This window comes from Mycobacterium leprae TN (assembly GCF_000195855.1).
In the GTDB taxonomy this organism is placed as follows: Bacteria; Actinomycetota; Actinomycetes; order Mycobacteriales; family Mycobacteriaceae; genus Mycobacterium; species Mycobacterium leprae.
Window position 1 is genome coordinate 1,023,118 of sequence record NC_002677.1, and the last position, 13,163, is coordinate 1,036,280.

Below are 13,163 nucleotides of genomic sequence, written 5' to 3' on the forward strand. Positions count from 1 at the left end.
CTCCTAAAGACCTAGGTCGGCCTCGAATGCTCCCTCTTCGAGCCGGTGCTTGATGGTAGTGAGGAAACGTCCGGCATCGGCGCCGTCGATCAGTCGGTGGTCATAGGTCAGCGGCAGATAGCAAATCGCGCGGACCCCAATCGACTCATTACCGCTAGCATCGATGACCACCCGCGGGCGTTTTACGATGGCTCCGATGCCCAGCATTGCTGCCTGCGGCGGAACCAGGATCGGTGTGTCGAACAACGCGCCCTGGCTGCCGATGTTGGTAATGGTGAATGTGCCACCGGACAGCTCCTCGGGTTTCAAATTGCCTGACCGAGCCCGGGCGGCGATATCAACAATTGCGCGGGCCAGCCCGGCCAGCGACAAATCACCGGCATAGTGGATAACAGGGGAGAGCAGGCCCTTGTCAGTGTCGATTGCGAAGCCGAGGTGCTCGGCGTCGTAATAGGTGATCTCCTTAGTGTCCTCGTTGTAGCTGGCGTTAATATTGGGATGAATTTTGAGGGCGTCGATCGCTGCCTTGGCGATAAACGGCAGGAAAGTCAGGTTCACCCCTTCGCGCTCGGCGAAAGCTGCCTTGGCTTTGGCTCGCAACCCCACAATCTTGGCCATATCGACCTCATGGGTCTGGGTGAGTTGCGCCGTGGCCTGCAGGGATTCGCGGGTCTTTTTCGCGGTGATTTGCCGAATCCGGCTGACCTTTTGGGTGGTGCCTCGCAAGTGGGCCAGCACGGGTGTCGGGGTGGGAGCGGCTGCTGATGGCGCGGATGTCGGTGCCTGCTGCTGTTTCCGTTGTTCGGCCGCGGCCAGCACGTCCTGCTTACGGATGCGACCGCCCACACCGGTGCCTATCACTTTGGCCAGGTCGATGTTGTTTTCGGTGGCGAGTTTTCGTACCAGCGGGGTCACGTACGGTGCGCCATTGGCTTCTTTCCTGGCTGGCGTCGGCCGGGACGGTACGGATTCGGCTCTGGGCGCTGGCGCGGGGGTGGCGATGCTGTCGAGAGTAACACCTATCCGTGCCAACTCACCGCCAACCGGGACGGTTGTGTCTTCGTTGGTGGTGATGCTGACCAAAACGCCGGCCACCGGTGACGGGATCTCGGTATCTACCTTGTCGGTCGATACCTCTACCAGTGGCTCGTCAGCCTGAACCGAGTCTCCGATCTTCTTAAGCCAGCGAGTCACCGTGCCTTCGGTTACAGACTCGCCGAGCTCGGGCATCAGAACCGGTGTCGCGGTTGCTGCGCCGGAAGGTTGCTGGGCCGGTGCGGCAGGTTGGGATGATGCTGCGGGTTCGGGTTGGGCCTTAGGTTCTGGCCGGGGCGCAGGCGCCGCTGCAGCCGCTTCGGAAGGCGCGCCGATAACGGCAAGTTCACCGCCCACTTCAACGGTGTCGTCCTCCTGGGCGATGATTTTGGTCAGCACACCCGCGGCAGGCGAGGGGATTTCGGTGTCGACCTTATCGGTCGACACCTCGACGAGTGGCTCGTCGAGTTCGACCGTGTCGCCTTCCTGTTTGAGCCAGCGGGTAACTGTCCCCTCGGTGACGCTTTCACCGAGTGCCGGCATCTGGACGGAGCAGGCCATCTGTTTTGACTCCTCGATCGCTCATAGTTAGGAGCAGGTCGACATCTGGCTTACCACACCGCGGTGTACCGGGCGGGGGACCCAGTGGATATCGGAACCATCCTGTCACTACGCCTTCGGCGGCATGCACTCAGGGCGGAGCGTATGGCGGTACACAGGGTAGCGCAATGGGCTTGCTACTGTGTGGCGACTTAAACTATTAGCAGATCTTATAGCAGGTAGCGGTAGGCGGAGGTCGGATGCCAGCAACGCAGTCGATACACAAGGTGCCCCACCAGTTCGTCGAAAGTCCGGATGGCGTCCGCCTCGCTATCTATCAAAGCGGCCAACCCGAAGGTCCGGCCATCGTGTTGGTGCACGGCTTCCCCGATTCACATGTGTTGTGGGATGGTGTTGTTCCGCTGCTAGCCAAGCGGTTCCGAATCGTTCGTTACGACAACCGTGGTGTCGGCCAGTCCTCGGTGCCCAAGCCCGTTTCGGCGTACACCATGACCCGGTTCGCCGACGATTTCGCCGCGGTGATCGACGAGCTGAGTCCCGATCGGCCGGTGCACGTACTGGCCCACGACTGGGGTTCGGTGGGTGTGTGGGAGTACTTGAGCCGGTCCGGTGCCAGCGACCGGGTCGCCTCTTTCACGTCGGTGTCCGGCCCCAGTCAGGACCAGCTAGTTGATTACATCCTGAGTGGTCTGCGGCGGCCCTGGCGCCCGCGTACCTTCGCGCGCGCGGTGAGTCAGCTATTTAGGCTGACCTATATGGTGCTGTTTTCGATACCGGTTTTGGTGCCGATGGTTCTGTGGATCGCGCTGTCGAGTGCGACGATTCGGCGCACTATGGTCGACAACATTTCCACGGATCAGATCCATCACTCCGCCACCTTGGCCAGGGATGCTGCACACTCGGTGAAAACTTATCCCGCCAACTACTTTAGAGCGTTCTCCGGACGCCGACGCGGCAAGGGCGTCCCGGTAGTCAACGTGCCTGTGCAGCTGATCGTCAACACCATGGACCGGTATGTGCGGCCCTACGGGTACGACGCGACCGCGCGGTGGGTGCCCCGGCTGTGGCGACGCGACATCAAGGCCGGTCACTTTTCACCGATGTCTCATCCGCAGGTGATGGCCGCAGCGGTGCACGACTTAGCCGACCTGGTCGACGGCAAACAGCCGAGCCGTGCGCTATTGCGTGCGCAGGTAGGACGTTCCCGCGATACGTTTGGTGACACCCTGGTGTCGGTTACCGGCGCTGGCAGTGGGATCGGCCGCGAGACCGCGCTTGCCTTAGCGCGCCGTGGCGCCGAGGTGGTTGTCAGCGATATCGACGAGGCCGCTGCCAAGAATACTGCAGCGCAGATTGTCGCGAGTGGCGGTGTCGCCTACGCTTATGCACTCGATGTGTCCGACGCGGCAGCGGTCGAAGCATTCGCCGAACAGGTCAGCGCTAAGCATGGCGTCCCCGATATTGTGGTCAACAACGCCGGCATTGGGCAGGCTGGGCGGTTCCTGGACACCCCGCCCGAGGAGTTCGATCGTGTGCTTGCGGTCAATCTAGGCGGCGTGGTGAACTGCTGTCGGGCATTCGGGCAACGCCTGGTGGAACGTGGCACCGGCGGGCACATCGTCAACGTGTCGTCGATGGCCGCCTACGCTCCGCTGCAGTCGCTGAGCGCTTACTGCACTTCCAAGGCGGCCACCTACATGTTCTCTGATTGTTTGCGAGCCGAACTCGACGCCGTCGGGGTTGGGTTAACCACAATCTGTCCTGGTGTCATCGACACCAACATTATCCAATCTACTCGCATCGACACACCAACAGCAAAACAAGAGCGAGTCCGGGATCGGCGCGGGCAGCTGGACATGATGTTCAGGTTGCGCCGCTACGGACCCGACAAGGTGGCTGACACGATCTTATCCGCGATTAAGAAGAACAAGCCGATCCGCCCGGTCGCGCCGGAGGCCTACGCGCTCTATGGCATTTCCCGGGTGCTGCCACAAGTATTGCGCAGTACCGCGCGGATACGAGTGATCTAGCCCAGTTTACGACAGCAGTCAGACGGAGCTTACGACAGCAGTCAGACGGAGCGCTTTGTGGTTGGGTTACTGGCTGGCGTTGACTTCGGCTGTCGATCCAGTTACACGCCGACCACCGCAATAGCCCCGATAACGGCACAAGGGACATACTCCACGCGTGCCGGGTCAACACGGATGGCTCGCATTGGACCACATAGTTGGCATGCGGGATCGGCTGGTCGATAATCGGCATGCAGCTAGGATTACTGTTGTCAGTGCTCCAGGCCGTAGTGAGATCGATGTTGAGGGCATTTCTGCAGGCAACAACCGGCTGGTGCTGGCCGGCACCGATACCGGACACCAAGCCCCGATCACACTGGTTATCAGCACCACGGTGCTTAGTGGTGTAAAGATCAGCCGCTGTACAGTCACAGTCGGCCTTCCACAGGATTTTGATCGCTATCAGGTTGGAGCCGCGAGACGATCCGGCTAACCTGTCCGCTCTGAGCTCGCGCCTGGTTGATCTTCCCTCATCTAGCCAGCTTGGTCGTCGGCGAAGCGGTTTATCCGTGGTTGGCGATATCCTCGAGCATTGCGAACATGGTCCGGGTTGGCACACCGGTGGCGCCTTTGGGGGTATACCCCCACGGGCTGTCGGTGTTGTATGCCGGGCCGGCTATATCTATGTGCGCCCAATCCACTCCGTCGGCGACGAATTCGCGGAGGAACGCGCCAGCCACCAGCATTCCGGCGAAACGTTGCCCGCTAACATTGGCCAGGTCGGCGACTGTCGATTTCAAGTCATCCTTGAGTTCGTCGGGCAGCGGCATCGGCCAGCCGTTCTCGCCGACCTGCTGCGAGGTCTTGGCAACCCGGTCGCGGAACTTGTCGCTGCCCATCACCCCGGGTATGCGGGAGCCCAGCGCCACTGTCTGCGCACCGGTCAGGGTGGATGTCTCGATCAGGTAGTCCGGGTTGTCTTGGCATGCCCGAACAATGGCGTCGGCCAGGATAAGCCGGCCTTCAGCGTCGGTGTTGAGCACCTCGACTGTGATTCCGCCGTATTGCGTCAGCACGTCGCCTGGCCGCTGCGCCGTTCCCGACGGCATGTTCTCAGCCATTGGTACGGTAGCGACTACGTCAATCGGCAGCTTCAATTGTGCGGCCAGCGTGATGGTCGCGATGACCGCGGCGGCTCCAGCCATATCCGAGGTCATATGGTGCATCGACGCCGCTGGCTTGATCGATATGCCGCCGGTGTCAAAGGTGATGCCTTTACCGACCAGGGCCACCTTCCTGGCATTTTTGGGGTTCTTAGCCAGTCTTGATCCCTGATGAATCAGCCGCACCAGCCGCGGCGTACGCGATGAACCTTGACCGACACCGATCACCCCGCCGTAGCCGGCTTTCTGTAACGCCTTATCGTCGAGCACCTCCACTTCAAGACCAGCGGATTCGCCCAAAGTCTTTGCGCATTTTGCAAATTCGGCGGGAAACAAGTGGCTTGGGGGAGTGTTAACCAGGTCACGGGCGGTGGCAACCGCGCTTGCCACAGTGGCGCCGTGCGCGCTCTGTTTCTTAGCGTCTTTTGCATTAGCTAGCACCGTGATTTTGCGCAGTCCGTTGTCCTTAGGTGCGGTTTTGCGGCTGCGGAAGTCGGTGAACCGGTAGCTGCCTAGCATCAGCCCCTCAACGACGGCTGAGCAGATACTGGCACCGGATTCCCCAGGCAACTCGGCCAGTGTGGTGATAACCACTTCCGCTCTGCCGAGTGAACGCGCCGCCACACCAGCGGCGCGACGGATCGTATCGGCGGGCCACTCTGACCGCGGCTTACCCAAGCTGACCGTTAACACGCTGCCTACCGGTAGCGACGGTGCTACTAACCGGTGTACCTGATCACTGCCACCTGTGGCTTCCAGTGCGCGCAGGCCGGCCTCGATTTCGGCGACCGCAGCTGCGGTTAGGAAAGGTTCGGCCGCAGCAACGACCGCGCCCGGCCGGTCTTCGGACTCGTCGCTGTCGCTGGCTGAGACGACGGGCACGATCAATACCGAAGAACTGACATCGTGTTTTGGCAGCGACGCGGCAACATGGACTGAAGGGCCTTGGTAGCCCGGATCGGTGGTCACGGGCAATCACCCTAGTCACCGGGGCAGAGATTAGCTCGGCGTCTGCTAATTCAAGCCCAATCAATCTGGGCTGCCGTCGGCCGTGAAGTTTCATCCAGGTAGCTGATCAGCGCGCGGGAATCTCCCCACGTGAGCCAGTAGCGGAGGTGGATTACGGTGGGACGACGTGACCGATGCGCCAGAGCTTCTCAAGGGGCCGTTGGAAGACCGTCATCGCGAGCTTGGCGCGAATTTTGCCGAGTTCGGTGGCTGGCTGATGCCGGTGTCGTATGCTGGCACCGTCAGTGAACACAGCGCCACCCGTAATGCTGTGGGTCTATTTGACGTCAGCCACCTTGGTAAGGCGTTAGTTCGTGGGCCGGGTGCCGCGCAGTTCGTCAACTCCGTGCTCACCAACGACCTGGGCCGCATACGGCCAGGTAAGGCGCAATATACGTTGTGCTGCTCAGAGTCTGGTGGTGTTATCGATGACCTGATTGCCTACTACGTCGATGACGATGAGATCTTTTTGGTGTCCAATGCCGCCAATACCGCCGCGGTGGTCGACGCATTGCAGGCGGTAGTGCCGGCCGGCCTTACCATCATCAACCAGCATCGCTCCCACGCGGTGTTGGCGGTCCAGGGTCCTCGATCAACGGACGTGCTCGGCGAGCTCGGGCTGCCAACTGGGATTGATTACATGGGTTACGTCGATGCTTCCTATGCGGGAGTACCGGTGCGCGTCTGCCGCACCGGGTACACCGGCGAGCAAGGCTACGAACTGCTGCCGCCCTGGGAGTCAGCAGATGTGGTGTTCGACGCGTTGGTCGCCGCTGTGGTTGACGCACGCGGGGAGCCGGCCGGCCTGGGCGCTCGTGACACACTGCGCACCGAGATGGGTTACCCGCTGTATGGGCACGAACTTTCGCTTGACATCTCGCCGCTGCAGGCCCGGTGTGGCTGGGCGATTGGCTGGAAGAAGGATGCGTTCTTGGGCCGGGATGCGTTGCTGGCCGAGAAGGCGGCGGGGCCGCGACGGCTGTTGCGGGGCCTGCGAATGGCTGGCCGGGGAGTTTTGCGACCTGGGCTGACGGTGTGTGCTGGCGACATCCCGATCGGGGTCACCACGTCGGGGACGTTCTCGCCGACGTTGCAAGTTGGTGTCGCGTTGGCGTTGATCGACAGCGAAGCCGCGGTGCAGGACGGTCAGCAAATTATCGTCGACGTTCGTGGCCGTGCTGTCGAGTGCGAAGTGGTGCGTCCGCCCTTCATCGAAGTGAAGACCCGCTAGCCTCTTTGCTTTAGCGCCACAAAAACCCGTTCGCACGCACATATACAATTGGCGCCATGACCAGCGGCTTCCTCGAGTTCACGGTGTCACTCTCGGCCCATCCGGTGACTGATGCGGAACGTGAATCGATCCTGGCTGAGCCGGGCTTCGGTAAGTACCACACTGACCACATGGTGTCGATCGATTACATTGATGGCCGAGGTTGGCACGATGCGCGGGTCATTCCCTACGGCCCGATTCAGCTGGATCCGTCCGCGATAGTGCTGCACTACGCGCAGGAAGTTTTTGAGGGACTCAAGGCTTACCGCTGGGCGGACGGGTCGATCGTGTCTTTTCGCCCTGATGCTAACGCGGCCAGGTTGCGTTCGTCGGCGCGGAGAATCGCGATTCCCGAGCTGCCCGACGAGTTATTCATTGACTCTCTGTGTCAGCTCATCGCTGTCGACAATGCTTGGGTGCCCCGGGTCGGCGGTGAAGAGGCGCTTTATCTGCGGCCCTTCATCTTCGCGACCGAGCCGGGGCTGGGGGTACGGCCAGCCAAGCAGTATCGGTACCTGTTGATCGCCTCGCCGGTCGGGGCGTATTTCAAAGGCGGCATCAACCCTGTCACGGTCTGGGTGTCGATGGAGTACGTGCGAGCTAGCCCGGGCGGCACCGGTGCGGCCAAATTTGGCGGCAACTACGCTGCGTCGCTGCTGGCTCAGACCGAAGCCGCAGCCAACGGGTGCGACCAGGTGGTGTGGCTAGACGCCGTCGAGCGCCGCTTCGTCGAAGAAATGGGCGGGATGAACATCTTCTTTGTGCTCGGCAGCGGCGGGTCGGCACGCCTGGTCACCCCGGAGCTGTCTGGCTCACTGCTGCCCGGGGTCACACGCGCTTCGTTGCTGCAGTTGGCTATTGATGCCGGATTCAGTGTCGAAGAACGTAAGATCGATATCGACGAGTGGCAGAAGAAAGCTGCTGCTGGCGAGATCACCGAGGTGTTTGCCTGCGGCACTGCCGCCTTCATTACCCCGGTCTCGCGGGTGAAATACGGTGATACCGAGTTTACCATCGCCGGTGGCGCACCAGGTGAGGTGACTATGGCGTTGCGCGACACGCTAACTGGAATCCAGCGCGGTACTTTTGCCGACACCCACGGCTGGATGGCCCGGCTGGGATAGTTGGTTGGGTGCCAGCTAAAACCGGACACCAAGACGACGAGTGGCATAGCGCTTAACGTTGTGGTGAGCTCGATCGCGACGCCCAGTATGTTACCGGTGATGTCGTCGAACCGGCACACAGTAGTGCGCAACTAGGATAGGAGCATGCCGCAGCACACGGCCACCGGCACCGCGATCGGCCTCTGCTACGGTCGTTGGCTTTCCGGCAGTGCAATGACCAGCAGCACCGCTAACCAGGCCAACACCACCGGTGCCAGGCCGGGTACCGGCAACCCAACCAGGGCGCCCAGGGCACTTCCGTCAGTAGCTGGCACCGACCGATGACAGGCTAGCAATGCGGTGGCCCGGCCGGCAAACACAGCTAGGATGATGGCCGCCGCGTTAAGCATTGAGAACGTCAGCCGCTGTACCGTGATTGCCAATACTACAGCCCGCTACCCCGAATGGTCCGGGTCGACCCGTCGCGCATTACCGTAAGTGCACGCTGCAGCGGACCGTAGCAGCCCAGCCCGTCAGCCGTATCGGCAACGGCGTAGATGTGCAAGCTGCGGATCGCGATCAGCAGTGTCGCCACTGCGAGCAGTCCGGATAGCGTGCTGGACGGACCGAAAACAAGTGCGCTACCTCACGACACGGCCGTGGCCAGCACGCCCAACGCGGCGCCGACCACCGGCAATGCAGTCATCCTGTCGTGACCTGTTGGGCTATTAGTGGCCCTGGGGAGGGGAATCGCCGTTGCAAATGCGAAAAATGTTGCTAGACAGCGCATCACGATGGTGGCGAGGTCGACGTACCGGCCACACCAGCCTCTGCGAAGGTCGTCATTGACGTCAACGCGGCTACTGCGGCGCGCAGCACCAGTAACGCTGCCGTAGCACCGGTTCCTTCGCCCAGCCGCATCCGCAGGTCCAGAATCGGATCCAAGTCCAAAGCTGCCAAAGCCAGGGCATGACCCGGTTCGGTTGACTGATGACCGGCCTGCCACCATTGCCAGGAACCCGGTGCCAGGCGCTCGGCGACCAGTGCGGCCGCCGTCACCACCATGCCGTCGAGTAGCAACGGGGTACGTCGTACCGCTGCTTGCGCACAGAAGCCCGCCATAGCGGCCAGGTCGGCGCCGCCGCAGCAGCGCAGCAACCCGACCGGATCGGGCAACACCAGCCGTATCCGACATAAGGCATCGCGCACCGCAGCCGTTTTGCGTGCCCAACTGGCGTCATCGATCCCGGTTCCGAAGCCCACTACGGCGACTGGTTCGGCGTTCGTCAACGCCGCCACCAAAACCGCCGCTGCGGTGGTGTTTCCAATTCCGATGTCGCCGGCGATTAACAGGTCAGCACCGCGGTCGACTTCCTCATCGGCGATGCGTTGACCGGCTATGATCGCTCGGGCAGTCTCGTCTTCGGTTAACGCGTCCTGGATCGCGATATCGCCACTGCCGCGTCGCACTTTATGGATGCCGATCTGCTGCGACAATGGGTCTGCGTCGACAGCTAAATCCGCGATTCGTATCGTCGCGTCGGCGATACTCGCTAGTGCGTTGATTGCCGCCCCGCCGCGGTCGATGTTAGCTACCATCTGAGCGGTCAATTGCGGTGGGTATGCCGACACCCCGGACCGGGCGACACCGTGGTCACCGGCGAACACTACTATCCGAGCACGCTGGAACTGGCGTGGCGGACACTGTCCCTGGCACGACGCCACCCAGATCGACAAATCTTCGAGACGGCCCAACGCGCCGCGCGGCTTGGTCAGGGTGTCCTGGCGAGCGCGGGCAGCTGCTGCGGCGTGGCCGTCGGGCGGCGACACTGGCGCGAACTCCATCAGGTTCTCGGTGCCTTGATTGGTCCCGGCTGCCCGGCTACCACTCGGGTCAACTTCATTGCCGGGTCGAGACGGCTTTCAGGAGAGGTTTAACCGACACTGCTGCCGTGCTCGACTTGGGGTCGGGGTACGCGCAGCCGGCGCATTTGGGATGCTCGACCGGCGGCGTAAAGGCCTAACCTCCAATGGCTTTCGGTGTTGGATGGAAACTTCACGTCGACCAGCTTGCTGATCTTGCGGCCCAAGATGATTCCGTCGATACCCATCACGGACAACAGCACCAGCATCGCTGGAGACATGTACAACTGTAGCTGCGGAACCCCGAACGTGATGAATAACAGAACTAGCGCTGACGGTGTGAACAGGCCGAGCGCGTTGCGCCGAGCATCCACGAGGTCTCGGATGTAGCGGCGTACCGGGCCCTGATCACGTGGCGGCAGGTATGCCTCTTCGCCGGCCATCATGCGCTCCCGGCGATCAGTAATCTGGGCTTTGCTGGCGGCTCGCTTGGCCCTACGTTCCGCACGGTGGCACTTGGGGGGAGCCAGCGACTTGCGCCGAGCTCGCGCCTCGGAGGCAGTCATCGGCGCCGGCGTGATTGGCCCTTTTTTCGTGTGGCGTCGGTCGGCATCGTCACGCTTGCGGGTGGGTCGGCCCTTAGGAGCGGTCGTACTGGACCCGCGAGATAGCGTGTCCGGCAAACTAGCTTCCGAACCCACATTGTCGTCCGATGTCTCGATGTCCTGTCCGTAGCTCTTCTTACGGCCCAGCAATTTCACAATAGCCAGGCTACTTCGCCGGCAGATAGGCTGCCCACTGGCATGTGCCCGCATTGTGCGTGCGTTAATGTTACTTGAGTCCTAATCTGTGTGTGATGAACGACTGCACTGTGATGAACGGGCTCGATGGCCTCGGATGCTCAATACCGTGACCATGCGCCAGCCTTGAATCCAGTTCCTCCTGCGATTGCGATGCGCGTGCTGGTGCCGCTGAATTGTTTGTCCGCGGTGCAAGCCACCGCCGCTATCTCGACCGGCTGGACCCAGTCACATCCGGGCGATCGGCTCCTCCTCGCACCCCCAAAAGATAATTATTACTATTGACAGTAATTTAATTTTATTACAGCGTCCCCGGTTTTGTCGAGGTACTGGCCAGTCGATTGGGGGAGCTGCGGGAGTTGCAGGCTTTTAGGCCGCTGGACGCTCAAGTGTATGTTTGATACCGGTTCGGTTGTGGGCTCCGTACCTGGAGTGCGGTCTGACTCCGCTTGGCAGTTCGCCCAAATCAGAGGCTGTGCTGTTGGCGTAACAGCAGATGGTAAGGCAATTCATCGCCGAGGCGCTCCGGGCCAGGGTGACCCAGAATGTTGCCGGGGTGACACAAGGATATTACTGTTAGTGTGGATGGTACTGTGTACAGTGATGGCGGACAAAGAATGATTGCTGCGCTCAGCTGCCCGACGTCGAACTGATCGCTGTTTCAGACTTTGAATATCGGCTGCTGGGACCGTGAGGTGCGTCCGGGGTGTTTGGTCTGCAGAAGGGCGCAGACACAACATAGCGTCGCAAAGCATGAAGTCCGCTTAGTGGCCTGGACAATCGCCGAATTGGTGGCAGCCAAGGTCGGGCGCGATGGATTTTAGTGCCGAGCCTGGTGCGTGTGCCGGTGATGGTATCGGCGCCGGGTTACTTGTGTTGGGTGGCCGGTGTGAGTCTGGCGCGGCAATCATCTCCGAACACACCACACTTGGGCGATGGTCTTGTCGCGGCCGGGCTAATTGTTACTGGTGAGAGCTGGTTCGACGAACAGTCCCTGCACGAAATGGTAGTTAGTTTGATATCTGACGCAGCCGGTCTGCTGGGAATTCCGGTAGTCGTGGTCGAGCAGATGTGCCTGGACAAGTCCGCATCGCGATTAGCGGGTAATATAGCTATTTAGTCGATTGTCAAATACGTTAGTTTAGGTGCGGCTAGCGTGAAATAACACGGTCAACTAGGTCATGGGTTTGGCGTTTGTTGTCGCGGAGCGACTCGGGAATAGCGGTACTGCAAGGTATCGTTAAGGTGATGGGTTGGCGAACCCACCCAAATAATCACGCATGTAGGAGAAGCAATGGCTGTGCAGAACGAGTTAAGTGCCAAGACCCACGGAGTGATCCTGACCGATGTCGCTGCCACTAAGGCGAAGTCGCTGCTGGACCAAGAGGGACGTGACGACCTGGCGTTGCGTATCGCGGTTCAGCCGGGTGGGTGCGCAGGGCTGCGCTACAATCTTTTCTTCGACGACCGGACCCTGGATGGCGATCTCACTGCGGAGTTCGGTGGTGTGACTTTGACGGTGGATCGAATGAGCGCCCCCTACGTGGAAGGCGCGTCTATTGACTTCGTGGACACCATCGAAAAGCAGGGCTTCACCATAGACAATCCCAACGCCAATGGCTCCTGCGCTTGCGGGGATTCGTTCAACTGACGAGACCGCAGGGGTCGGCTCGGTCGTAGCCGGCCTAGTGCGAGTCCGCGGTGCGCAACATGTACGAGCACACCAGGACCTGGTTGCGTCGGTAAAGCAACTGTGCGATGCCTTGTATCTGCCTGCGCTTCGGGCCTCCGGTGGCAGGTGATGTCCGCATGGTGAATAGCACCTGGGCCTGGTAAGGTGACCAGTACACTATCTGGTCGATCGAGGTTAGCTCGACCTGGGAGAACTGCTTTCGGAACGCGTCGCTACTCAGCTGTGCCAGCGCCTGGTCGGGCCGCTGGTCGCGGACGGAGTCGTACATACCGCACAGCGCGTTGCGGGCGATGGTGTTGATGTTGCTCTGTTCGAGGGCTTTCAGATAATCTTCAATCGCCGTTTTGGCCGTTACCTCGGAGAATGTGCCCCCTGTTTTAGATCCGTTTGTCCGAACCCCGTAGATGATTACTGCCGTCATCGCGGCTACCAGCGCGATAGCCACCAGCACGCTAATGATTAGTCGCTTCGACCGTCGCCTCGGGTATGACACTGCAGGTGGCAGCATCCTGGGATAGGCGGGTGTTTTGTCTTCTACATGGATGGAGGACTGGGTGGTTGCGAAGGCGGTGTCTGCATAAGGTGACGGTTTGTCGGTGCCGACAGTAGGATTCGGCGTATGCGGACCGTCCATCGTGGTTCTCCTGCGGTGGGGTGG

General features: G+C 60.9%; 9 protein-coding genes and 2 pseudogenes. 5 read left to right on the forward strand and 6 right to left on the reverse strand.

What is annotated here, in order from left to right:
• Window positions 1–3: 3 nt before the first annotated feature.
• Complete coding sequence (gene sucB / locus ML_RS04350) at window positions 4–1,596, reverse strand: 2-oxoglutarate dehydrogenase, E2 component, dihydrolipoamide succinyltransferase (RefSeq protein ID WP_010907973.1); 1,593 nt, start codon at window positions 1,594–1,596, stop codon at window positions 4–6.
• Between the two features lie 239 nt (window positions 1,597–1,835).
• On the opposite strand from sucB, the gene ML_RS04355 reads away from it, so the two are divergent.
• Complete coding sequence (locus tag ML_RS04355) at window positions 1,836–3,626, forward strand: SDR family oxidoreductase (RefSeq protein WP_010907974.1); 1,791 nt, start codon at window positions 1,836–1,838, stop codon at window positions 3,624–3,626.
• Between the two features lie 542 nt (window positions 3,627–4,168).
• On the opposite strand, the gene ML_RS04365 is transcribed toward ML_RS04355, so the two are convergent.
• Window positions 4,169–5,737: a leucyl aminopeptidase gene (locus ML_RS04365; protein WP_041323734.1), complete on the reverse strand. Its 1,569-nt coding sequence runs from the start codon at window positions 5,735–5,737 to the stop codon at window positions 4,169–4,171.
• A gap of 166 nt (window positions 5,738–5,903) precedes the next feature.
• On the opposite strand from ML_RS04365, the gene gcvT reads away from it, so the two are divergent.
• Entirely contained in the window at window positions 5,904–7,007 is a 1,104-nt protein-coding gene (gcvT, locus tag ML_RS04370; protein WP_010907977.1) for a glycine cleavage system aminomethyltransferase GcvT, read from the forward strand.
• Between the two features lie 56 nt (window positions 7,008–7,063).
• Window positions 7,064–8,170 carry a branched-chain amino acid aminotransferase gene (locus tag ML_RS04375; RefSeq protein WP_010907978.1) on the forward strand — a complete coding sequence of 369 codons (1,107 nt, stop codon included), beginning with the start codon at window positions 7,064–7,066 and terminating at the stop codon, window positions 8,168–8,170.
• 29 nt (window positions 8,171–8,199) lie between these two features.
• On the opposite strand, the pseudogene ML_RS04380 reads toward ML_RS04375, so the two are convergent.
• From ML_RS04380 to ML_RS04390, 3 genes and pseudogenes are all read right to left on the reverse strand, one after another.
• Window positions 8,200–8,942 (reverse strand): annotated as a pseudogene (locus tag ML_RS04380) (adenosylcobinamide-GDP ribazoletransferase); the annotation flags it as partial.
• Entirely contained in the window at window positions 8,939–9,997 is a 1,059-nt protein-coding gene (gene cobT, locus ML_RS04385) for a nicotinate-nucleotide--dimethylbenzimidazole phosphoribosyltransferase (RefSeq protein WP_162618317.1), read from the reverse strand. The gene cobT and the pseudogene ML_RS04380, both read right to left, overlap by 4 nt.
• 86 nt (window positions 9,998–10,083) lie before the next feature.
• Window positions 10,084–10,713 carry a DUF3043 domain-containing protein gene (locus ML_RS04390; protein ID WP_231846780.1) on the reverse strand — a complete coding sequence of 210 codons (630 nt, stop codon included), beginning with the start codon at window positions 10,711–10,713 and terminating at the stop codon, window positions 10,084–10,086.
• A gap of 252 nt (window positions 10,714–10,965) precedes the next feature.
• Between ML_RS04390 and ML_RS04395 the strand changes: the two are divergent.
• A pseudogene (locus tag ML_RS04395) lies at window positions 10,966–12,056 on the forward strand (glycerate kinase).
• A gap of 50 nt (window positions 12,057–12,106) precedes the next feature.
• Window positions 12,107–12,463, forward strand: a complete 357-nt coding sequence (locus ML_RS04400) for a HesB/IscA family protein (RefSeq protein ID WP_010907981.1) — start codon at window positions 12,107–12,109, stop codon at window positions 12,461–12,463.
• A gap of 34 nt (window positions 12,464–12,497) precedes the next feature.
• Here the strand turns inward: ML_RS04400 and ML_RS04405 are convergent, their stop codons facing one another.
• Window positions 12,498–13,139, reverse strand: coding sequence for an Rv0361 family membrane protein (locus ML_RS04405; protein WP_041322541.1), 642 nt, complete (start codon window positions 13,137–13,139; stop codon window positions 12,498–12,500).
• Window positions 13,140–13,163: the final 24 nt, after the last annotated feature.

What these genes read in the sequence shown, in the direction of transcription:
- sucB (WP_010907973.1), bottom strand. Translation starts at nt 1,596, where the DNA reads ATGGCCTGCTCCGTCCAGATGCCGGCACTCGGTGAAAGCGTCACCGAG.
- ML_RS04355 (WP_010907974.1), top strand. Translation starts at nt 1,836, where the DNA reads ATGCCAGCAACGCAGTCGATACACAAGGTGCCCCACCAGTTCGTCGAA.
- ML_RS04375 (WP_010907978.1), top strand. Translation starts at nt 7,064, where the DNA reads ATGACCAGCGGCTTCCTCGAGTTCACGGTGTCACTCTCGGCCCATCCG.
- ML_RS04400 (WP_010907981.1), top strand. Translation starts at nt 12,107, where the DNA reads ATGGCTGTGCAGAACGAGTTAAGTGCCAAGACCCACGGAGTGATCCTG.
- ML_RS04405 (WP_041322541.1), bottom strand. Translation starts at nt 13,139, where the DNA reads ATGGACGGTCCGCATACGCCGAATCCTACTGTCGGCACCGACAAACCG.